The organism is Acetobacter sicerae, from assembly GCF_011516765.1.
Classification (GTDB): Bacteria; Pseudomonadota; Alphaproteobacteria; order Acetobacterales; family Acetobacteraceae; genus Acetobacter; species Acetobacter sicerae.
In genome coordinates this window covers 188,425-206,481 of the sequence record NZ_JAAABN010000002.1, presented here as the reverse complement: position 1 = coordinate 206,481, position 18,057 = coordinate 188,425, and the positions used below count along the sequence as shown (strand labels likewise).

The window sequence follows — 18,057 nt, the reverse complement described above, 5'->3', positions numbered from 1 at the left end:
GGAATGGCGTTTTATCCTTTGACGCATGCCCGCAGGTCATAATGTCCAGAGGATCCGGTGAATGAGGCGCAAGGCCTGTTGCCGGGATATAGATATTCCAAAATGTAACTAAAGGTTTCTTTTGGGGTGTAATAAAATAGACATATCGGTTTGGGCAAAACCGATGACGGTTGATATCGACAGAGGTCAATGAAGGAGCGCCAATGTCTTCGCAGTCTCGTCTCGCAGCATTTACAGCCTCTCTTCTGCCTGCTGCCATTGATGTTTCAGTTACGGATTACTGCAACGCTGATTGTGACTTTTGCGGATTTGCAAAGTCGAAGATGAAGGGAAAGCCGCGTCATTTCATCGATGCCGATGAATTTGTCCGGGCTCTTCCGATCCTTGCCGAACGCGGTATTTCCTTTGTGGATTTTCAGGGCGGCGAGCCTCTGCTTCACCCCGAAATCATCCGTATGGTTTCCGCCGTTCGCGACCATGGCATGAAGACCAATCTGATCACGAATGGCTGGTCTCTGCCCACTCATGCCCGCGATCTTGCTCAGGCAGGACTGAAAGCCCTGTTCATTTCCATCGACAGCCACGACATGGCTCTTCATGAGAAAAACCGGGGACTGAAAGGCGTCGAGGAGCGTATCAAGGACGGAATTGCCCTGATGAGTTCTTACGGCATCCCGGTCATGGCCTCCGTGACCGTGTCCCGTCTTGTCGATATGCGCTGCTTGCCGGACACGCTGGGCGCGCTGGGGTTCAGCGGTGTGACCTTTTCCTATCCAAGACGGGAGGCGTTTGAGTCCTCATCCCTCGTTTTCAACGAGAACAGCGATCTGATTGATTTCACGGATGCGGAACTGATTGCTGTGCTCGATCAGATTCTGGAAATGAAGAAAGAGTTTCCAGTCCTGAATCCCACAGCTTCCGTGCAGGATATCCAGCGTCATGTTCGCGGCGAGAAAGAGCATTTTCCCTGCGTAGGCGGGTTCAAATACTTCTATATGGACTGGGAACTGAACGTCTGGCGTTGCGAAGCCTGGAACAAACCGATGGGTTCTGTCTTTGACTTCGCCAGACTTCCCGACGACAGAACGAAGTGCACTGCCTGCACGATGTCCTGTTACCGTGATTCCAGCACCATGATGTTTGCCCCGCTCGCGGCATCCGCCGCGCTGGACAAGCTGACGCATGCCGAGCCGGTGCAGGCGGTCAAAACCCTGTTTGATCCACGTGTCATGGAATCCGCAAAATCAGCGGTGCAGGAAGCTGGTCTGCTACTCCGTATGTGCAAGGGTTACGCCAGAGACTGAGAGATTTTTCCTGAACAGATGAAACTGTTCAGGAAATTTGCTGAAGGCTGGTCTTCAGTCCCGCTCGTCCGCATACGGGTTTTTCGTTCCCCGCAACTGCAGACGGATAGGCACGCCGGTCAGGCCGAACGTCTCACGCAGCCCATTCACCAGATAACGCTTGTAGTCGTCAGGCAGCTGTTCTGCGCGCGTGCCGAACACCAGAAAGGTGGGAGGGCGGCTTTTGACCTGCGTGATGTAACGCAGTTTCAGACGTCTGCCCTGAACCAGCGGAGGCGCGTGCCGCTCCAGCATCATGTCGAACCAGCGGTTCAGTTCGCCTGTCGGAACACGGCTGTTCCAGATCTCGGCGGCATGACGGACGGCGGGGAGCAGTTTCTGCACGCCTGCACCGGTCTTGCCCGAGAAGGAAACGACTTCGATCCCCTTCATCTGGGCGAGCGAGGTCTGGAGACGATCATAGATCGCCTGACGTGTGGCGGTGCGATCTTCCACCGCATCCCATTTGTTCAGCGCCAGAACACAGGCCCGGCCTTCACGTTCGATCAGTCGGGCGATCTGGAGATCCTGCTCGTGCAGGCCGAGGGTGGCGTCGATGACCAGAACAACGACTTCGGCACGCTTCAGCGCCTCAATGGTCGCGGAGGTGGACATCTTTTCCAGATGCTCATCAACCCGCGCCTTTTTCCGCAGACCTGCCGTATCGACAATCTGCACTTCGCCATGTTCGTCACGTAGCAGCACGGCAATCGAGTCACGCGTCAGACCGGGTTCCGGCCCGGTAATCATGCGCTCTTCGCCGAGAAGACGGTTCATCAGGGTCGACTTGCCTGCATTCGGGCGACCGACGAAGGCGATCTTCAGAACGCCCGGCTCTTCGGTCTCGTCCTCAATGAAAACGGCATCTTCTTCGAACTCTTCCGGAATCTCGTCCGCTTCACCGGTCAGAGCGGCAAAACTGACAGTCTCTTCGACAGGCGCTTTCGGCTTTGCTTTCTTTTTGACAGGTTTCTCTTCAACGACAGGCGGCAGGATACCCTGCGGCAGGGCGTCGACAATTTCCGTCATCAGATCGGAAATGCCTTCACCATGTTCGGCGGAGATGCCGATCGGTGTGCCCAGTCCCAGAGAAAAAGCCTCCATTGCGGAAGCTGCACCGGCTCGGCCTTCGGCCTTGTTGGCGACCAGCAGAACCTTCCGGTTCTGACGGCGTAGCCATGTGGCGAAATGCTGGTCAGCAGGCGTGATTCCGGCCCGGGCGTCGATGCAAAACAGGATCAGGTCAGCCTGCTGCACAGCCAGCGCGGACGAGTTCTGCATCCGACCGAACAGTGAGTCCGGAGCCGCTTCTTCCAGACCCGCCGTGTCAATCAGGCGGATCGTGCGGCCACGCATCAGCGCTTCGCCTTCCTTGCGGTCGCGCGTGACGCCGGGGAAGTCCGCCACCAGCGCATTCCGTCGTCCGGTCAGACGATTGTATAGGGTGGATTTCCCGACATTCGGACGACCGGCGATCACCACTGTCGGCAGGCCGGAGGCGGGAAGCGGGGCTTCCGGTCGCATGGGTTGCCTCTGTCCGCGCTTTCCGGACTTTGTGCGTGGGCGTTCAGCCATAGGAGTTGAGGTCGCCTCGGTTATCAATGATCAACATTTGTCCGTCAGAGAAGATGGGCTCGACCGAAGTCGGCGCGGGAAGTTTGTCGATGGAAAAGATTTTTCCCGTCACGGGATCGAGCGAAACGATACCGTTTTCAGGAAGCGTGCTGACGCAGAGAAGCTTGCCGCCCGCCAGAACCGGTCCCGTCCAGGCGACACCGTCTTTTCTGGCGTCGACGCGGCTATACTGACGCAGCTGGGTAATCCAGCGGACCTGACCGGTAATACGGTCAAGGCAGGCCACCTGTCCATCAAGCGTGATGAGATACAGCCAGTCCTGCACGACGAGAAGCGGGGATGCGCCAGCAATGGCCCGCTCCCAGAGACGGCGTCCGGACCGCATGTCAAAGGCGACCAGAGAGGCCGAGACGCTCATCGCGTAGGCTGTGCCGTTCTGAATGACGGGCAGGCTACGGATGCAGGAAAAATCGCCTGCGGCCGACATGCTGCTACCTGCGCCCAGCGTGTCACTCCAGACGACTTCGCCACTTTCCTCACGCAGAGCGACAATATCTCCGGAGCCGAAGCCGGCCAGCACAATCCCATCCACGACAGCGGGAGCGGGAGCGCCGAACATCACGGTCGGCGCCATGCTTGCGGCATAGGTCCAGAGCTGATGCCCGGATGTCGCATCAAGGGCGAAGAGGCGGGCGTCAATCGTGCTGAAGAACAGGCGGTTCTTTTCGATGGTCGGAGCCGAGCGGCCGGGCGTGCCGACGTTCACACGCCATTTCACCTTGCCGGTTGCGGCTTCAACGGCAACCGTCTCTGCAATGCCGTCGACAATGTAGAGCGTGTCGCCATTCACACCCAGACCGCCGCCCAGATTGCTGGACTTCATCCGGTGCGGTTTGGGATTGAACGTCCAGAGGTGACGCATGTTCGGCCAGGTAAAGGCCCTGACGTCACCAACCGCGTCCAGAGTGAAAATGCGGCCTGACTGGATGACAGGGGACGCCTGAAGGACGCTCTGTCCGTTTGAGCCGAGAGCGATGAGGGCGAGCGGATCGGGCTCGGATGTGCTGGCGCCGATGGAATGGGTCCAGCGATGTTTCAGGCCGCCCCATGCGTAGTTCGATCCGACATGACTGGGAGTCCGTCCGCTCACTGGCCAGTCGGTTGTCGTGACAGGCGCAGGAATGGTGATCGGCGCCAGAGCGTCCTTGGTGCGGGTCACAGTGAGACCGCCATGGCTGGGGAGCACAGGCACGCGATGCCCAACGACAAGCGGCTTTTTATCGTCTTCAAACAGGTGACAGCCCCCGAGCGGCGCAAGGGCGGCTCCGGTCAGCAGTTTACGAAGAAAACCGCGGCGGCTGTCAGAAGGGGGCTGGTGCATGAAAAGCTCTCGGCAGACGGAGTAGAAAGGAAGAAATAACGATCCTGATCCCCGGGGCTTACCCCTGTTGGTCGAGGGTTTGCAGCATGCCCCCGGCACGCATCCTTACGCCGTTCGGCGCATTGAAATCCTGCTGCAGGCGGGTCAGACGGTCACGGGCTGATTTGACGTCGCCAGCCCGCAGATCGAGCGTCGCCAGTTGTTCATTGGCGAGAGCCGCAAAGGGCTTGCTCTCATTGGAGAGCAGGGACAGCCGGGAACGGATGGTGGCGATGTCGCCGCTATCCACCTGCCACTGGCACCACAATAGCGTCGCCACATGGCGCAGCGTCGCATCCACCTTTGTATTCTGCTGAATGCTGTCCCAGATCCTGAGCGCTTCCTGCGTCTTGCCGTGCGTGGCGTAGGAAGCCGCCTCACGGAGCTGCGCCAGCGTCGCCAGACCTGAGGGGGAAGCGTTTCCGACTTCCGCGAGGGCCGTCAACGCTTTCTGCTGGGCCGGTGTGAGAGGGAGGCTGGTTCCCGCGACCGAGCTGTCCGCACCCAGATCGTGCAGCGCACTCATATAGGTTGTGGATTTTGCCAGAGCGTCCTTGTGGAGGCTGGAGAGGTGATATTCCCAGCCGCCGATCCCCGCGCCAATAAGAACAAGACCGGCAAGACCAAGTCCCGCGAATCGACGCGCGCTTTTGCGGAGGCGTTCCATCCGCATGGCGTCATCCACTTCCCTGAAAATATCGTCAGCCACGGGAACCCACTCTCTCCTTTCGATAAGACCGTGATGCACCATGATTTCCCGGAGAAATCGCAGCGTATTCCCATCACAACCTCAAGAACTGTCCGGACAATAACCGGGAGGCAGCCCCGCGGCAAACCTGTTCACAAAACCGGTCACGCAGGCTGAAATCAGGCTGGGAGATTATCGGGGTGGGGAAGGGGATGCGGTAAGCCTTTGTTCACCGGATTGAAGCACACTGCGACCATGCACAGCACGCGCCTTTTTGCCCTCTGTCTTCTGCCGATGCTCGCGGGATGTTCTGCCCCGCAGATCGGTTCGTTCGCCATGGGGCGGACATGCAGTACGTCAGAACTGATGAAAGGCGCAGGATGGTGCTCGCCTCCTGAAACGCCGCCGCCGCCTCAGCCTTATTGCACGCAGGGATGGAGTGGCGTGGACTGCTGGAGCCGTCCGGATCTGATGCCCAATGTCGCACGCTCCGTTGCGGAAGGTCCCACAGGACTCACTGCAGAGCAGAATGCCGTGCGGCTGAACAAATCCTACACCAACGTGCCACCGTCCAATCAGAACAGCTACTGAGCCTTTTCAATCATTAAAGCAGCGTTCAACAGCTTCTTCCTGTACATCTGACAGTGTGGCCGGAGACCAGCGCGGCGCATTGTCCTTGTCGATGACTCTGGCTCTCACACCTTCAGAGAAATCGGGACGCGAGATCATGTGCAACACCAGTCGGGTTTCGAGGGCGAAGGCGTCGTCGCATGAGGCCCGGGTGGCGTGGAGTTTCTGCTGCATCCGCCAGGTGACGTGCAGCGAGAATGGGCAGACGCTGCGCAATGTAGTCAGGTCCGTTCTGGCCCATTCCTGATCGGACGCTTCCAGCCGCGAAAGCAATATCGGCAGGCCGTCGTGCGGCCCCATATCTTCCACATCGTAAAGTGTGCTGATCGCCTGAGGGAATGCCTCCGCGTGTGGTGTGTGGCCTGTTGTGGTGTAGCGGTTCAGAATGACGTCCTCTGATGTCCTGTCGCTGAGCAGTGCAGTTTTCAGCGCCTCAAGTTTTTCAGACGAAACAAGGTAATCTGCAAAACCCATGGCGACCGCCTGAGCGCCGATCATCCGTTCGCCTGTCAGCGCCAGCCGCAGCCCATAGGGACGCGGAGCCTGCGCGAGCAGCCATGAACCTCCGGCGTCCGGTGTCAGTCCGATCAGATTTTCTGGCATGGCGAGGACCGAGCGCTCCGTGGCTACCCGATAGCGGGCATGAGCACCCAGTCCGATGCCGCCGCCCATTGTGATGCCGTCCATGATGGCGATGATCGGTTTGGGATAGTCGGCGATCATCTGCATGGCCTGATAGGGAACGACCATGTTCCTGTGCGCGGCTTCAGGCCCTTCCGCCTGAATGGTTTTATAGAGGGACTTGATGTCGCCGCCCGCGCAGAACGCCTTGCTGGACGAGGAATCTATCAGAATTCTCTGGATGGCGGGGTCATCACGCCATTCGGCAAGGATCGCCATGATCGCTTCCGCCATGGCGCGATCGATCGCATTGAGGTTTCTGGGTCTGTCGAGTGTAATATAACCGACATGTCCGTGGCGGCTGCTCCGGATGGTGCTTATATTGTCCTGCATACGGTAACCCCTGTTACCAGCGTTTCTGAAGCGGTCGCATTCATTCAGAGTTTATATCTGGTTGCGACAATCCATTTAATCGCTAAGGGGTAGGCTGTATGAAGGGGCCACGACTGCACGACTGCGTGAGAGAAGGGAAGAAATTTGAGCGTTGACGGAACTCTCTTTCGGGAGGCCATGGCGCGTCTCGGCGCGGCTGTTACGGTCGTTACTACAGGCACTCTGGCCGAACCGGTCGGATTCACGGCTTCCGCCGTATGTTCGGTGACGGATGATCCTCCGACCTTGCTCGTCTGTCTCAAGCGCGCGAGTCGTGTGCGGGAAGCCTTCCATGAGGGAGGCCCGATGTGCGTCAATGTTCTGGCGTCCGCCCAGCAGCATCTGTCTGACCGATTCGCCGGCTCTCTGAGCGCCATAGAACGCTTTGCTGTCGGGCACTGGACGGCTCTGGAAACAGGGGCGCCGTGCCTTGAGGAAGCTGTCTCCTCGCTGGACTGTCGTATTGAACGTATTGTGGAGGTCGGCACCCACAGCGTGCTGTTCGGACAGGTACAGGCCGTCAGAATGGGAAGTCCGGTCCCGGCGCTTGTTTACTTCAACCGGGCCTATCATCATCTGCCGCATAACTGATCCGGGCTTCGCATCAGAAGTTCTGGATTTTTAAAGAGAGATCGTGTCATGGCGACGTGTCGTCCCAAAACCGAAGTGCCTGTTATCACCCTCCGCGCTCTTCTGATTGCTCATGCCTGCCTGATCGTGTTCATCGGACTCATGGCGTGGCTTGACTGGTCTTTGCCCAACTGAGTGTCAGTGGATCCGCTATCGGATCCACGCACATGATTCAGGCGGTCGGCGGCAGTATTTCCCGCACGATTTCCGCAGGACGACAGACACGGGCACCGAGAGCGGTCACGACGACCGGTCGGTTCAGCAGGATCGGGTGGGCTGAGATCGCCTCGATAATCTGCTCCTCCGTTGTGTCCTTTTCCATAAGCTTGAGTTCCGTCGCCAGAGGTTCCTTGGTCCGGAGCAGGCTGCCAGCTCCTGTCGGCAAACGACTGGCAAGATCGCGCAGGGTCTCAGGATCCGGTGGCGTCTTCAGATACTCCACGACGGTAAGATCCGGAATTTCGTTTCTGAGAATGTCCAGAACCGTGCGGGACGTGCCACAGCGTGGGTTGTGGTAGAGTGTGGCTTGCATGGGGCTGTTTTCCGCTTGAGGTGAAAGGGAAAGGTGTCTCGGTTTAGAGATCTTTCTGTCAGCCCACAGAGTCAACCGGACTGGGATGTTTGCGGAGGTTGACGCAGAATTCCCTTGCCAGTCTCTGATTGTCGGTTTCGTATGGTGCCAGAACGGGGCTGAGGGCTCCGGTTTTCCGAGAGGATAAAGAGTATGGCTACTGGCGCTGTGAAATGGTTCAACGTGACCAAAGGATATGGCTTCATCAAACCTGATGATTCCGACAGGGATGTGTTTGTGCATATCACTGCGGTTCAGGCGGCCGGATGGCAGGGACTGGCGGATGGCGAACGTCTCAGCTTTGATCTGACGGAAGATCGCGGCAAGACTGCTGCGACAAATCTCCAGAAAATCTGAAGCGCTCCGTAAAGGACGCTCTCTGCTGAACTGAAGAAGGAATCCCCACAGTGCTCCGGCTGGTCCGGAGCCGTCCGTGGGGAGACGTATCTGATGACAATTTTTCGATCATTGAGAGGCGGACTGCTGCTCGAATCCTCCCGAACGGTTGCGGCCTGTGCGCTTCTGGGGCTGTTGGCTGCGCCTCTGGCTGCGCATGCTGCCGATAGTGTGGAACAGAGCTTTGTCCCGTCAGGCAATGTGCATGTGCTGGCCCGGTTTCATGATGCGCAGCCTTCCGGCATTGTCCATCTTGTTGATGGTCGGTTTGTCCTGTCCTTTCCCACCAGTGCGCAGACGCATCCCGGTCCGGTGCTGGCTGTCTGGAAAGGCGGTTCTGAGCTTCAGCCATTTCCTGACGCCGCGGCCCAGAAAGAGCTGAAATCACCTCTGGGCATGACCGTGGATGCTCTCGGCAGAGTGTGGGTGATCGACGAAGGCGTCGTTGCTGGTCAGACGGAGCCTCAGACGCCCGCGATCATTCTGATTGATCCGCGCACGAACAGCATCATCCGGCGTTTTGCGCTGACATCTCCGGTTGTGCTGCCTGACAGTCATATCAATGATATTCGTGTTGACCTGACGCATGGCAAAAGCGGAACGGCCTTTATTTCCGATACGTCCCAGACGACGCATCCGGCCCTGATTGTGCTGGATATCGCAAGTGGTCAGGCCAGACGGATTCTGGCGGAGGATCGAAGTGTCAGCGCCGCAGCAGGTCATGTCATGGAAGTGGACGGAAAGCTGTTCCGTTATAATCCGGATCATCCGCAAATGCCGCAGGGTGGGGTGAACGGTATTGGCCTCAGCGTGGATTCCTCCCGACTGTTCTGGTCGCCGTTTTCTTCAAGATGTCTCTACAGCGCGCCGACAGCCGTCCTGTCTGATCCGGTGATCAGTGAAGCCGGTCTCAGTCAGGCTGTGCGTGACGAAGGTGAGGTTGGTGTTGTCGATGGCATTTTCACCGCCCCGGATGGCAGCCTCTATATGGCTGACGAGGAAAGGCATGGCGTCATTCGCCGGTCTCCCGATGGAACTCTCAGCCTTGTTGCGCATGATCCCCGTCTGATCAGTCCTGACAGTCTGGCTTCGGGAGAAGCGTCGAATCAGCCAGTAAACCGCCTGATCATGACTGTCGGACAGTGGGCCAGATTGCCCGTTTTCCATGATGGTCATGACATGCAGCAGCGGCCCTATCTGATCGTGCGCATTGATCTGAAAAACAGATAGTCGGCTTTTTAACCGGGTCAGCCTGTTCTGTCAGATGAATTGTGCAGAACAGGTCCGTCCCGTTCATTTTAATGAAATCCTAAATAACCCGCCCGATATTCACTTCATGAACCAATCTTTTGGATGTTGGATGGTCATGGCCTGTGTTGCCATGGGATTTTCCCCGGGCAAGGCGCAGGCGGCGCCGGATATGTCGTGTGACAGGGCGGCTTCTCTTGTGGAGAACAGTCTTGATATCCCTCAGGGTCTGCTTGTCGCGATCGCCCGGGTTGAAAGCAATAACCAGCCTTTCGCTGTCAACGTAAACGGACTGACTGTTTCCTTTTCTCGTCAGGAACTGGCGGTTGATGCAGTCAAAACAATGCTGAAATCAGGGGCGTTCGGCCGCCGGCCGCATGTTGACATCGGATGTTTCCAGATCAATCTCGGTTGGCATTCCGATGCATTCCCGTCCATCGAAGCTGGTTTTGACCCGGTGACCAATGGGCTGGCAGCAGGTCTTTTTCTGCGGGAGATTCATGCAAAGACGGGGAACTGGCACGAAGCGGTCGCCCGTTATCATGCGGCGTCACAGGCCGGAACCCGTTATGCGGAAGCAGTCTTCCGGAAATATGAAGGTCATTCCGGACAGAAAGCGACGGGATACTATCCGGCTCCGGAGGCGTCCCTGTTGGAACATGAAGGCCGAAGCTGGGTGAAAACAGCTTCCGCATACGGAATTACGGTGTTTGAGCCGGATGTCGGAAAGTGATCGTCATTCTGCATATGGTCTGTGTGTAGCGCTCGGATCGCATGTGCAGCGTCAGTGTGGTTTCAGGAAACAGGACCGCCAGCAGCCGCCATCGTATAGAGATTATCTCACGTTCGTCCGTTGTGGTCGTGAGACCCGCTTGCCCACCATCGGAAAGATGCTGCTGAAGGAATCCCGAATAAAAAAGTCAGCCAGTAGGGATTATCATTTCAGAACAATGTTGTCGTGATGGCTGGAAAGACACACGAACAGGGCGCTCCGGGGAAAGGCGGACAGTCTTACTGTTTTGCAGGTCTCCTGAAGCAGCTTCCTCCTTGTTCTGTTCCGTGACTGTTCGCGATCGCATGGCGAATGTGATGAAGGGAATGATCCAGTCGTGACACAATGCTTCAGATAAGCTTCTGTTTCCCCTGAAAACAGCGCCATTCAGCAGCAATGACGCGGACGATAGCTGCCGAGACGGTCCACGACGGCGAGTTGCACGGTCTGCCGTGTTTCATCGACGGACGTAAAGACGTGAGTGCGTGCGCGTCGTTCAATCTCCAGACTGTCTTCATGTTGAGAGGACGGCGTGGCCGTTTCCCGGATCAGATCCGTTACCGTCATGCCTGAATGAACGGCAAAACGCGCGACACGAAAAGCAAGACTGTTGATGACGGTTTCGGATTCCATGCGCCCAAAGGCGCTTTTGTGGAGCAGCAGGCGGTTTTTGGCGTCGGCATACAGAGTGACGACATGCCGTTCGCAGCAGGCATGGAAATAACGCTGATGCCACAAGCGGGTCTGTTCATGCTCCGCCTGAGCCAGCGAGGCGTCCCGTGCAGCCTCCCGGTCACCACTCTCACGCGCTTTCACTGCGCGGGCCGCCAGCCAGGCCCCGGCGAAATCGGAGTAGGCGCCGTTCTGCCAGAGAGAAGAGCCGTCAGATGTCTCTGAGCCGACGCGAAACCGGCGCTGCCCGTCCACCCCATAAAGCACGTGGGAAAGATCTGGCTCCGGATCACGGCCAATGATCAGTACGTCTGAGGGGCTGCCGGGATGTAGATACCGCTGGGTGGTGAAAACGTCGTAGAGCGCTTCATCGTTATAGGAGTGTTGCAGATGCTCCTTCACATATCCAAGAAAGCGGGGCGCCTGCATTTCCAGAATACTGCGTGGGCAGAAATCGAAGCTCCACCAGCGCGACATCTTGACCAGATTGAATGCGAGCGCATCGCGGAGGGGAAGCAGGGCTTCCGGTTTGCTTCCGTGCTCGCAGAGAAAGTGCACATCACGAAAACGGGCGATCAGTTTGTTGATCTGCCCGACAAAAGGTTGAGAAAGGTCGAGATAGGAAAGAAGCTGTTCCGGACGGGAGCGTTCGAGGTGCCATTCAGCAGTGAATTCCGTTGCGGTGTTCATGGGATAAGGAACCTTATTCGCGAGCAGGATTTCAGGTAGGTTATTGCAATTAAGAATTGGTCGCAATAGCGACTTGCGCGGGACCTTATTAAGAGAATGTCATTTTCCCGTTTGTGAATGTGTCTCGGTCAGGGCAGCGCTGCGGGGAGAGGGCCTGTGGTCTGACATGACGGCGTGGAAAAGGTCTGCCTGTCTTTTGCAGGCAGAAGACAAGGACACTGGCCGCATTCGGAAGTGGTCGCGGGTTTTTTATTTTGAATAAAGCGGGATCAAAGACACATCTCTGTGCGGGTTCAGAACACAGTTCTGAACAGCCATTGAGTCTGTATCTTCAAAACGTATGCGTAAGCCATAAAAAAAGAGGCCCTGTAGGCCTCTCCTTTTGCGTGAACAGTATGGATCTTACTTGTGAAGCTTGCGCTTTGGTGCGTAACGATGACGGAAAAGCGGATGAAAGCGCTGGGGAGCACGATAATTCTGCTCGATCGTGCCAACATTTTCCGGGGCTTCTGCTACTTCCGAACCGGCATCGGCTGCAACGGTCATCCGCTCTGCTGAAGCGGTCATGACAGGCGATGCGCCTTCGCTGCGGGGATAGATGAAGCCGAAGGTCGGATAGATGGAGCCGAATGACCCTTTCTGACCATTCAGTTCGACGCGGACAGCGGACCAGTCATTGTCAGGCGAAACATCGACGACGCGGACATTGCGACTGATGCCGCTCTGTCCCCAGTGAGACTGATCGATGGTGATGACACGGCTGTTCAGCGAACTGGTCACAACGGCAACATGACCGAGCGGCATACGACGGATCGGACGGAAGTTGAGAACGCTTCCAACCTCAGGCGCGGAACCACGAGCGTAGCGACCGGCTGCCTTGTACCACCAGTCACGCGCATTGCCTCTGATCTCAACAGCGGACTCAGCTTTGGCGAAGGCTACGCACTGAATGACATGGCTGCTGTAGTGGTTATGCCGCACCCAGCGACCGTAATAGGCAGGCGCGTAATGGGTGTGGTAGCCATGCTGCACGACATTGAAGGAAATGCTGTGCACACGATGGTTGATATTTTTAGGGGCTGAATGCCGTGTGCGGGCCTGACCGGAAGAGGGAAGCAGTGCATTGGTTGCCGCTACTGTGAGGGTCGCCATAACAAGGCGACGAAAGCCAGAAGTCCTCAGCAGGTCCATAATGCGCAGCCCTCAAATTTCTCTTTCATCGTGCGTAGCAAGGCTGCTTTGCATCTGACAAGGGGGCCAGCGGCACTTACTGGCCTGAAAAGTCAGATCATATCAATCTCATAAAATGAATCACGAAACATAGGATTAAAATCCTATAGTTTGTGAATAAAAGTCAATTTTTGCCTTATTTCAGATTAATAATACATTTAATGTACATTGATCTTTGCGGGCGGATGGGGGCTCTGCCGGTTTGATTCGCCCGAACCGGGCTAGTGGTCATGAGGAAGAGGAATGACGGCGAAACAGTTTTCGTCAGCACCATGCGGAATGTCCCCGGACAACCCAGTTCACGCGGGGAGGGAGTGTCCAAAGGGTCTCTAGCAGACAACTACTGAAATCTGCTCCTGCAGGCTTTTGTCTGGAAAAACGCTTCAGCTGTATTGGTGATTGAGAAACCAGCGTGAAAACTGTTCCAGTCCGGTTTCGAGCGACGTGGCGGGATGCCAGTCGATCAGTTGCTGGATCTGTTCAAGAGAGGCCCAGGTATATTCAACGTCTGCCGTTGGTCGGGACGTCAGCTGAATATCGGCTTTTCGGCCCAGAAAATTTTCCAGCAGACTGATAAGTCGTGACACCGGTTCGGGAACATTGCTTCCGATGTTCAGAATGCGGGCCTGATCGGAAGGGGGAAGATCCATGATCGCGCAGATGGCGTCGACAGCGTCATCAATGAAGGTGAAATCGCGGGCGAGAGAAGCCCCTTCATACAGCGTGACCGGTCGGCCTTCCATGATGGCTCTGGCAAAGAGGTAGTAGGCCATGTCGGGTCGTCCCCACGGACCATAGACCGAGAAAAAACGCAGTCCGGTCAGGGGAAGTTGGTGAAGATGGTGATAGCATTCCGCCGTCAGTTCAGCAGCCCGCTTGGAAACCGCGTAAAAGGAACCGGGCTGGTCCACACGGTCTGTTTCCCGGAAAGGCAACGCCGCATTGCGACCGTAAACCGAGGACGATGAGGCGTATACGATGTGCCGCAGGGCCGGAAGCCGCCGGGCAAGCTCGAAAATGGCGACCTGTCCCCGGACATTGGCGTCTGCAAAGGCAAACGGCATCATGACGGAATGGCGCACGCCTGCCTGTGCTGCAAAATGCAGGATTTCGGTAATGGAGCGTTGCTCAAGGGTCGTGAAAACAGTCAGCAGATCATCGGAGGCAATATCGATTTTCCGGAACGTGAAGTTCGGAAAAGCCGCAAGCTGGGCAAGACGGGCATCCTTGAGTGCGGGATCGTAATAGCTGTTGAGATTATCAATCCCGATAACCTGTTTTCCGGACGTAAGCAGGCGCAGGCAGGTGCTGAAACCGATGAACCCGGCGGCTCCGGTGACCAGAACTGTCACCGTATGCTCCTGTCGAACCTGATGCGTGCTGCCGGGCCGGTCATGGGATCAGTGAGACTTTTTTGCGGAAGCCGGTGGAGCCATCTTCGCCTCCAGTGACGCGGACGCCACCCGGTCTCCGACAACAATCCCCAGCTTCGCCGTAATGCCGCCCTGCAGTTCGAGGGTCGCCATAGCCGGACCATGGCTGCTGATACGCGCCAGACTCTGTGGCACGGCATTTTCGGTAATGGACTGGATGCGTCCGTCAGCATCTATGAAAACGATGTCGAGCGGAACAAGGGTGTTCTCCATCCACATGTCGCTCTGCTGCGGCGCGTTCCAGAGGAACAGCATGCCCTGATCAGCGGGCAGGGTCATGCGGAACATCTCGCCGACCTGCTGCTCGCGCAGGGTCGTCGCCTTTTCAACCGTGAATTCATGCTTGCCGGAGGCTGAGGTGATAGTCAGCGTCTCTTTCGGAAGCGGCGGCTGAGCTGCGGTGGGAGCGCCGGATGCGGCATCATCGGCATAAGCCGGCAGGATCAGCGAAAGCCCGCCTGAAGCAAGCGCAAGGGACAGGAAGAGAGTGCCAAACGTCTGACGGTTCACCGATGATGTGCCTCTGCTGATCGTTCCAAGGAACGGCTGGAAAGGGAAATAGGGGATCAGGGGAAATAAAGTCTTACTGAAGGAACTGGTTGTTCACCCGTTCAATGCCGATCTTCGTGGGCGCTCCATGTCCCGGCACGACGACAATTTCGTCACCAAGTGGGAGAAGTTTCTCACGGATCGCTGTGACCAGCTGACGGCTGTCGCCATAGGAAAAATCCGTGCGCCCGATGGTGCCGCGAAACAATGTGTCGCCTGCGAAGACAATCTGTTCCGCTGCTTCAAAAAACACGACATGGCCCGGCGTGTGCCCGGGAACATGCAGCACCTGATAATGATGACCGAGAAGGTCGAGCGTCTCTCCGTCCGAAGTGTACCGGTCGGGGCTGACGCTGTGCAGGTTCGCCAGACCGAAATGACGGGCCTGCTCCTCGACGGAGGTCAGCAGGAACTCGTCATGAGTGGTGGGGCCGATGATCTCGGGCGTCCCGGCCTGCGTGGCGGCCAGAAGTGTTCTGAGGGCCACTGTGCCGCCGACATGATCCAGATGACCATGAGTCAGAAGAATGGCGTCCACCGTCAGTCCGGCCTCGGTGATCCGGGCATGGATGCGCTCGGCGTCTCCGCCCGGATCAACCACGAAAGCCTTGTGCGTTGCCGGGTCCCAGACCAGAGAGCAGTTCTGATGGAACGGGGTGACAGGGAATCGTTCTGTGATCAGACGTCCTGTATCGCTCATCATATGCTCCTTCTGGTCTGAAAAAGGCTACGCCGGGTTTCAGGCGGTCTTCCAGCCTGTTTCCGGAATGTCGAAGTGGGAAGCCAGATCGGCAACCGGAATGTTGATCAGGTCCTTGTCGATCGACTTGATCAGCTTGGCCTGTGTCGGCTTGGCGAGATGCTCACGGATGACGTGCAGAACCTTGGCCGGAGCCGCCAGAACGAAGCCGTCCGGTTTGCTGCTGCCGTGAAGCTGGTCGTTCATCCAGGTGGCGACGCGCTTGCCGAACTCTTCCTTGTGGTGGTCGGAGACGGAGAAATCACCGCGACCATTGTCTGAAGAACCTGCAATTTCGGCCGCCGCGAAGTGGGAGACTTCGTGCATGTGGCCGTCCTTATGCTGAAGGACGCGGGCTTTGCCGCCATCGGCAACGATATAAATGACTTGTCCGTCGAAGCTGTTCGGCATCGTATGTGCTCCATGATTGGCACGTTGTTGTCCGAAAGTGCGAGGCGTGCCGATAAGACACGCCGGGATTCGGATCTCGGCGCCAAGATAGAGCCCTGATCGGGGTTTGGGGCAACCCCCCTTTCTGTCAGCGCCGCCCTGCCACAGGGATGAGGTGAAGAAACGCCTCATTCATTGTATAGTGCAGAATATGTCCAGCTCCACTCTTCCCGCAAAACGCTCCTGTCCTTTCGCTCTGGCTCAGGAGTGGCTCGCGCAGGGCAGGGCCGTCGCTTTTGCGACAGTCGTGGGAACGGGAGGGCGCTCGCCCCGGCCGCTCGGCAGCATCATGGTCATGGATGACAGTGGGCGCGTCGAAGGTTCCGTCAGTGGCGGATGTGTGGAAGCGGACGTCATGTCCATCGCAAAAGAGGTGATGAGCGGTGCGCCGCCCTGTGTCCGCAGCTATGGCGGAGAAGAGGTGGGGCTCTGGTCTGTGGGGCTGGCCTGTGGCGGTCGTCTGGATGTGTTTGTCGAGGCTGTGCGCTCGCCGCATTCTCCTGAGGGCACGTTTCCTGCCGAACTTCTTCCGCGGATTACCGATCGGCGCGCGAAAGGGGAGCCTCAGGCCATAGGCGCTGCGCTCGACGGTTCGCGCCATGCGCTGCTGGGCGGAGAGGGGACGCTGTTCTGTCCCGACGGGGAAGTTCCGTCTCCGATTGTGGACATCATGACAGACCGGGTTGCGACTGGCGAGGCGGGAGCCGTCAGTCCCACCATGACGCCCGACTGGTTTGTGCAACTACTGATGCCCGCGCCTCGGCTGCTGATCGTGGGAGCGGTTCATATCGCGCAGGTTCTGGCGGCGATGGCGGCCAATGCGGGTTATGACGTCACCATCATTGATCCCCGCACCAGTCTTGCGACGCCGGAGCGTTTTCCCGGTGTCAGGCTGGTGGATGACTGGCCTGATGACGCCCTTTCGGCCGCCAGACCGGACAGGATGACCGCCATTGTCACATTGACCCATGACAGCAAGCTTGACGACCCGGCTCTCATGGAAGCTCTGAAAGGTCCGGCTTTCTATATCGGCGCTCTGGGGTCACGCGGAACGCAGGCCTCGCGTTTGCAAAGGCTGCGCGAAGCCGGAGTGAATGATACGTCACTCCAGCGGATCAGAGGGCCGGTCGGCCTGCCGATTGGCGCTGTCGATGTGGAAGAGATCGCTATTTCCATCATGGCCGACATCGTCGCCGTGCGTCGGGGCGCGCCGCTCGCCAAAGGCATCAGCTGGTGGTCACCGCGAAAGGTGAAAGCGTGACAGATGCCGGGCCGGTCGTAGCCGTGGTGCTGGCGGCCGGCCGGTCGTCCAGATCCGGAGCGCAGCACAAGCTGCTGGCCAGAGATGCGGACGGCCAGACCATGCTCGCCCGCACACTTGCGGGACTCTGCGCCAGTCAGGTGTCGGCTCTCTGCGTCGTGCTGCCGTCTTCGGCGCGTGAAACATCCGCCGCGCTTCAGATGATCGTGCAGAAATCGTGTCCCGGTAAACGCACTGACATTCGCATTTCCACGGTTGCAGATGAAGGACTGTCCGCATCCCTGAAAGTCGGCATTGCATGGGCCATGGAACAGCAGGCCGCGGGATGCCTCGTCAGTCTTGGCGATATGCCTTTGGTGGGCAGCGTGGTCATTAACGCACTGGTCAGTCGCTTCCAGCAGGGGGACGCCGATGTGGTGCTGCCGGAATGGCGGGGACAGGTGGGCAACCCGGTCCTGTGGAAAGCAGGGTGTTTTGCATCTTTACTGACGCTGACAGGGGACCGGGGCGGGAAGGCGCTGCTGTCTCAGCCGTCTCTGAGAAAAGCCAGAGTTGCAGCCGATCCATCGGTGCTGATGGATTTTGATACTCCCGATGCCCTGCAGGAATTTGCGAGTATGCGGATGGCAGGAAACGTCTGACGATCTGCCTGTTGCGCAACAGGCTGTGATCAAAAATCATTTCCTAAAAGAAATGAACTCCGGTAT

Annotated in this window: 20 protein-coding genes; 9 read left to right on the top strand and 11 right to left on the bottom strand. The window is 57.6% G+C overall.

Annotation, left to right across the window (positions count from 1 at the left end; translation table 11 throughout):
* Positions 1 to 203: 203 nt before the first annotated feature.
* On the top strand, positions 204 to 1,304 hold the full coding sequence (locus tag GVI59_RS03500; protein ID WP_242012920.1) for a radical SAM protein: 1,101 nt from the start codon (positions 204 to 206) through the stop codon (positions 1,302 to 1,304).
* Between the two features lie 54 nt (positions 1,305 to 1,358).
* On the opposite strand, the gene der is transcribed toward GVI59_RS03500, so the two are convergent.
* From der to GVI59_RS03485, 3 genes are read right to left on the bottom strand one after another with little or no spacing between them, the layout of a single operon-like run.
* Positions 1,359 to 2,867, bottom strand: coding sequence for a ribosome biogenesis GTPase Der (gene der, locus GVI59_RS03495; RefSeq protein WP_173573056.1), 1,509 nt, complete (start codon positions 2,865 to 2,867; stop codon positions 1,359 to 1,361).
* A 43-nt stretch (positions 2,868 to 2,910) separates the two neighbouring features.
* Positions 2,911 to 4,299, bottom strand: coding sequence for a PQQ-binding-like beta-propeller repeat protein (locus GVI59_RS03490; protein ID WP_173572912.1), 1,389 nt, complete (start codon positions 4,297 to 4,299; stop codon positions 2,911 to 2,913).
* Positions 4,300 to 4,357: 58 nt separating this feature from the next.
* The gene (locus tag GVI59_RS03485; protein WP_173572911.1) at positions 4,358 to 5,047 is read right to left on the bottom strand and encodes a tetratricopeptide repeat protein; all 690 of its coding nucleotides are present in this window, start codon (positions 5,045 to 5,047) and stop codon (positions 4,358 to 4,360) included.
* A 234-nt stretch (positions 5,048 to 5,281) separates the two neighbouring features.
* Between GVI59_RS03485 and GVI59_RS03480 the strand changes: the two genes are divergently transcribed.
* Positions 5,282 to 5,617 (top strand): hypothetical protein, encoded by a 336-nt coding sequence (locus GVI59_RS03480; protein WP_173572910.1) that lies wholly within the window; start codon positions 5,282 to 5,284, stop codon positions 5,615 to 5,617.
* Positions 5,618 to 5,623: 6 nt separating this feature from the next.
* Here GVI59_RS03480 and GVI59_RS03475 read toward each other — a convergent pair whose 3' ends face one another.
* Entirely contained in the window at positions 5,624 to 6,670 is a 1,047-nt protein-coding gene (locus GVI59_RS03475; RefSeq protein WP_173572909.1) for an enoyl-CoA hydratase/isomerase family protein, read from the bottom strand.
* A 177-nt stretch (positions 6,671 to 6,847) separates the two neighbouring features.
* Between GVI59_RS03475 and GVI59_RS03470 the strand changes: the two genes are divergently transcribed.
* Positions 6,848 to 7,300: a flavin reductase gene (locus tag GVI59_RS03470; protein ID WP_173573055.1), complete on the top strand. Its 453-nt coding sequence runs from the start codon at positions 6,848 to 6,850 to the stop codon at positions 7,298 to 7,300.
* A gap of 48 nt (positions 7,301 to 7,348) precedes the next feature.
* Complete coding sequence (locus tag GVI59_RS19275; protein ID WP_269150928.1) at positions 7,349 to 7,474, top strand: hypothetical protein; 126 nt, start codon at positions 7,349 to 7,351, stop codon at positions 7,472 to 7,474.
* Between the two features lie 37 nt (positions 7,475 to 7,511).
* On the opposite strand, the gene arsC is transcribed toward GVI59_RS19275, so the two are convergent.
* Positions 7,512 to 7,871 (bottom strand): arsenate reductase (glutaredoxin), encoded by a 360-nt coding sequence (gene arsC / locus GVI59_RS03465; protein WP_173572908.1) that lies wholly within the window; start codon positions 7,869 to 7,871, stop codon positions 7,512 to 7,514.
* Positions 7,872 to 8,063: 192 nt separating this feature from the next.
* Between arsC and GVI59_RS03460 the strand changes: the two genes are divergently transcribed.
* The 3 genes from GVI59_RS03460 to GVI59_RS03450 all read left to right on the top strand — a co-directional run bounded on the left by GVI59_RS03460 (position 8,064) and on the right by GVI59_RS03450 (position 10,287).
* A complete protein-coding gene (locus tag GVI59_RS03460; RefSeq protein ID WP_173572907.1) occupies positions 8,064 to 8,267 on the top strand; it encodes a cold-shock protein in 204 nt (67 codons plus the stop codon).
* Positions 8,268 to 8,360: 93 nt separating this feature from the next.
* Positions 8,361 to 9,536 (top strand): L-dopachrome tautomerase-related protein, encoded by a 1,176-nt coding sequence (locus tag GVI59_RS03455; protein ID WP_173572906.1) that lies wholly within the window; start codon positions 8,361 to 8,363, stop codon positions 9,534 to 9,536.
* A gap of 151 nt (positions 9,537 to 9,687) precedes the next feature.
* Positions 9,688 to 10,287: a transglycosylase SLT domain-containing protein gene (locus tag GVI59_RS03450; protein ID WP_242012919.1), complete on the top strand. Its 600-nt coding sequence runs from the start codon at positions 9,688 to 9,690 to the stop codon at positions 10,285 to 10,287.
* A 426-nt stretch (positions 10,288 to 10,713) separates the two neighbouring features.
* Here the strand turns inward: GVI59_RS03450 and GVI59_RS03445 are convergent, their stop codons facing one another.
* The 6 genes from GVI59_RS03445 to GVI59_RS03420 all read right to left on the bottom strand — a co-directional run bounded on the left by GVI59_RS03445 (position 10,714) and on the right by GVI59_RS03420 (position 16,050).
* Positions 10,714 to 11,688 carry a hypothetical protein gene (locus tag GVI59_RS03445; RefSeq protein ID WP_194299004.1) on the bottom strand — a complete coding sequence of 325 codons (975 nt, stop codon included), beginning with the start codon at positions 11,686 to 11,688 and terminating at the stop codon, positions 10,714 to 10,716.
* 402 nt (positions 11,689 to 12,090) lie between these two features.
* Entirely contained in the window at positions 12,091 to 12,879 is a 789-nt protein-coding gene (locus tag GVI59_RS03440) for a CHAP domain-containing protein (protein ID WP_173572905.1), read from the bottom strand.
* Positions 12,880 to 13,301: 422 nt separating this feature from the next.
* Positions 13,302 to 14,270: an NAD-dependent epimerase/dehydratase family protein gene (locus GVI59_RS03435; protein WP_173572904.1), complete on the bottom strand. Its 969-nt coding sequence runs from the start codon at positions 14,268 to 14,270 to the stop codon at positions 13,302 to 13,304.
* Positions 14,271 to 14,318: 48 nt separating this feature from the next.
* Positions 14,319 to 14,861, bottom strand: a complete 543-nt coding sequence (locus GVI59_RS03430) for a DUF192 domain-containing protein (protein WP_173572903.1) — start codon at positions 14,859 to 14,861, stop codon at positions 14,319 to 14,321.
* Positions 14,862 to 14,934: 73 nt separating this feature from the next.
* Positions 14,935 to 15,603 carry an MBL fold metallo-hydrolase gene (locus GVI59_RS03425; RefSeq protein WP_173572902.1) on the bottom strand — a complete coding sequence of 223 codons (669 nt, stop codon included), beginning with the start codon at positions 15,601 to 15,603 and terminating at the stop codon, positions 14,935 to 14,937.
* Positions 15,604 to 15,639: 36 nt separating this feature from the next.
* Positions 15,640 to 16,050 carry a host attachment protein gene (locus GVI59_RS03420; protein WP_173572901.1) on the bottom strand — a complete coding sequence of 137 codons (411 nt, stop codon included), beginning with the start codon at positions 16,048 to 16,050 and terminating at the stop codon, positions 15,640 to 15,642.
* Positions 16,051 to 16,240: 190 nt separating this feature from the next.
* On the opposite strand from GVI59_RS03420, the gene GVI59_RS03415 reads away from it, so the two are divergent.
* Together GVI59_RS03415 and GVI59_RS03410 are read left to right on the top strand one after the other, a co-directional pair.
* Positions 16,241 to 17,350, top strand: coding sequence for an XdhC family protein (locus GVI59_RS03415; protein ID WP_173572900.1), 1,110 nt, complete (start codon positions 16,241 to 16,243; stop codon positions 17,348 to 17,350).
* Positions 17,347 to 17,991 carry a nucleotidyltransferase family protein gene (locus GVI59_RS03410; RefSeq protein ID WP_338422057.1) on the top strand — a complete coding sequence of 215 codons (645 nt, stop codon included), beginning with the start codon at positions 17,347 to 17,349 and terminating at the stop codon, positions 17,989 to 17,991. The genes GVI59_RS03415 and GVI59_RS03410 overlap by 4 nt, the downstream gene beginning before the upstream one ends.
* Positions 17,992 to 18,057 lie beyond the last annotated feature (66 nt).

What these genes read in the sequence shown, in the direction of transcription:
- GVI59_RS03480 (WP_173572910.1), top strand. Translation starts at nt 5,282, where the DNA reads ATGCACAGCACGCGCCTTTTTGCCCTCTGTCTTCTGCCGATGCTCGCG.
- GVI59_RS03490 (WP_173572912.1), bottom strand. Translation starts at nt 4,299, where the DNA reads ATGCACCAGCCCCCTTCTGACAGCCGCCGCGGTTTTCTTCGTAAACTG.
- der (WP_173573056.1), bottom strand. Translation starts at nt 2,867, where the DNA reads ATGCGACCGGAAGCCCCGCTTCCCGCCTCCGGCCTGCCGACAGTGGTG.
- GVI59_RS03500 (WP_242012920.1), top strand. Translation starts at nt 204, where the DNA reads ATGTCTTCGCAGTCTCGTCTCGCAGCATTTACAGCCTCTCTTCTGCCT.
- GVI59_RS03445 (WP_194299004.1), bottom strand. Translation starts at nt 11,688, where the DNA reads ATGAACACCGCAACGGAATTCACTGCTGAATGGCACCTCGAACGCTCC.
- GVI59_RS03475 (WP_173572909.1), bottom strand. Translation starts at nt 6,670, where the DNA reads ATGCAGGACAATATAAGCACCATCCGGAGCAGCCGCCACGGACATGTC.
- GVI59_RS03440 (WP_173572905.1), bottom strand. Translation starts at nt 12,879, where the DNA reads ATGGACCTGCTGAGGACTTCTGGCTTTCGTCGCCTTGTTATGGCGACC.
- arsC (WP_173572908.1), bottom strand. Translation starts at nt 7,871, where the DNA reads ATGCAAGCCACACTCTACCACAACCCACGCTGTGGCACGTCCCGCACG.
- GVI59_RS03420 (WP_173572901.1), bottom strand. Translation starts at nt 16,050, where the DNA reads ATGCCGAACAGCTTCGACGGACAAGTCATTTATATCGTTGCCGATGGC.
- GVI59_RS03470 (WP_173573055.1), top strand. Translation starts at nt 6,848, where the DNA reads ATGGCGCGTCTCGGCGCGGCTGTTACGGTCGTTACTACAGGCACTCTG.
- GVI59_RS19275 (WP_269150928.1), top strand. Translation starts at nt 7,349, where the DNA reads ATGGCGACGTGTCGTCCCAAAACCGAAGTGCCTGTTATCACCCTCCGC.
- GVI59_RS03425 (WP_173572902.1), bottom strand. Translation starts at nt 15,603, where the DNA reads ATGATGAGCGATACAGGACGTCTGATCACAGAACGATTCCCTGTCACC.
- GVI59_RS03415 (WP_173572900.1), top strand. Translation starts at nt 16,241, where the DNA reads ATGTCCAGCTCCACTCTTCCCGCAAAACGCTCCTGTCCTTTCGCTCTG.
- GVI59_RS03460 (WP_173572907.1), top strand. Translation starts at nt 8,064, where the DNA reads ATGGCTACTGGCGCTGTGAAATGGTTCAACGTGACCAAAGGATATGGC.
- GVI59_RS03450 (WP_242012919.1), top strand. Translation starts at nt 9,688, where the DNA reads ATGGGATTTTCCCCGGGCAAGGCGCAGGCGGCGCCGGATATGTCGTGT.
- GVI59_RS03455 (WP_173572906.1), top strand. Translation starts at nt 8,361, where the DNA reads ATGACAATTTTTCGATCATTGAGAGGCGGACTGCTGCTCGAATCCTCC.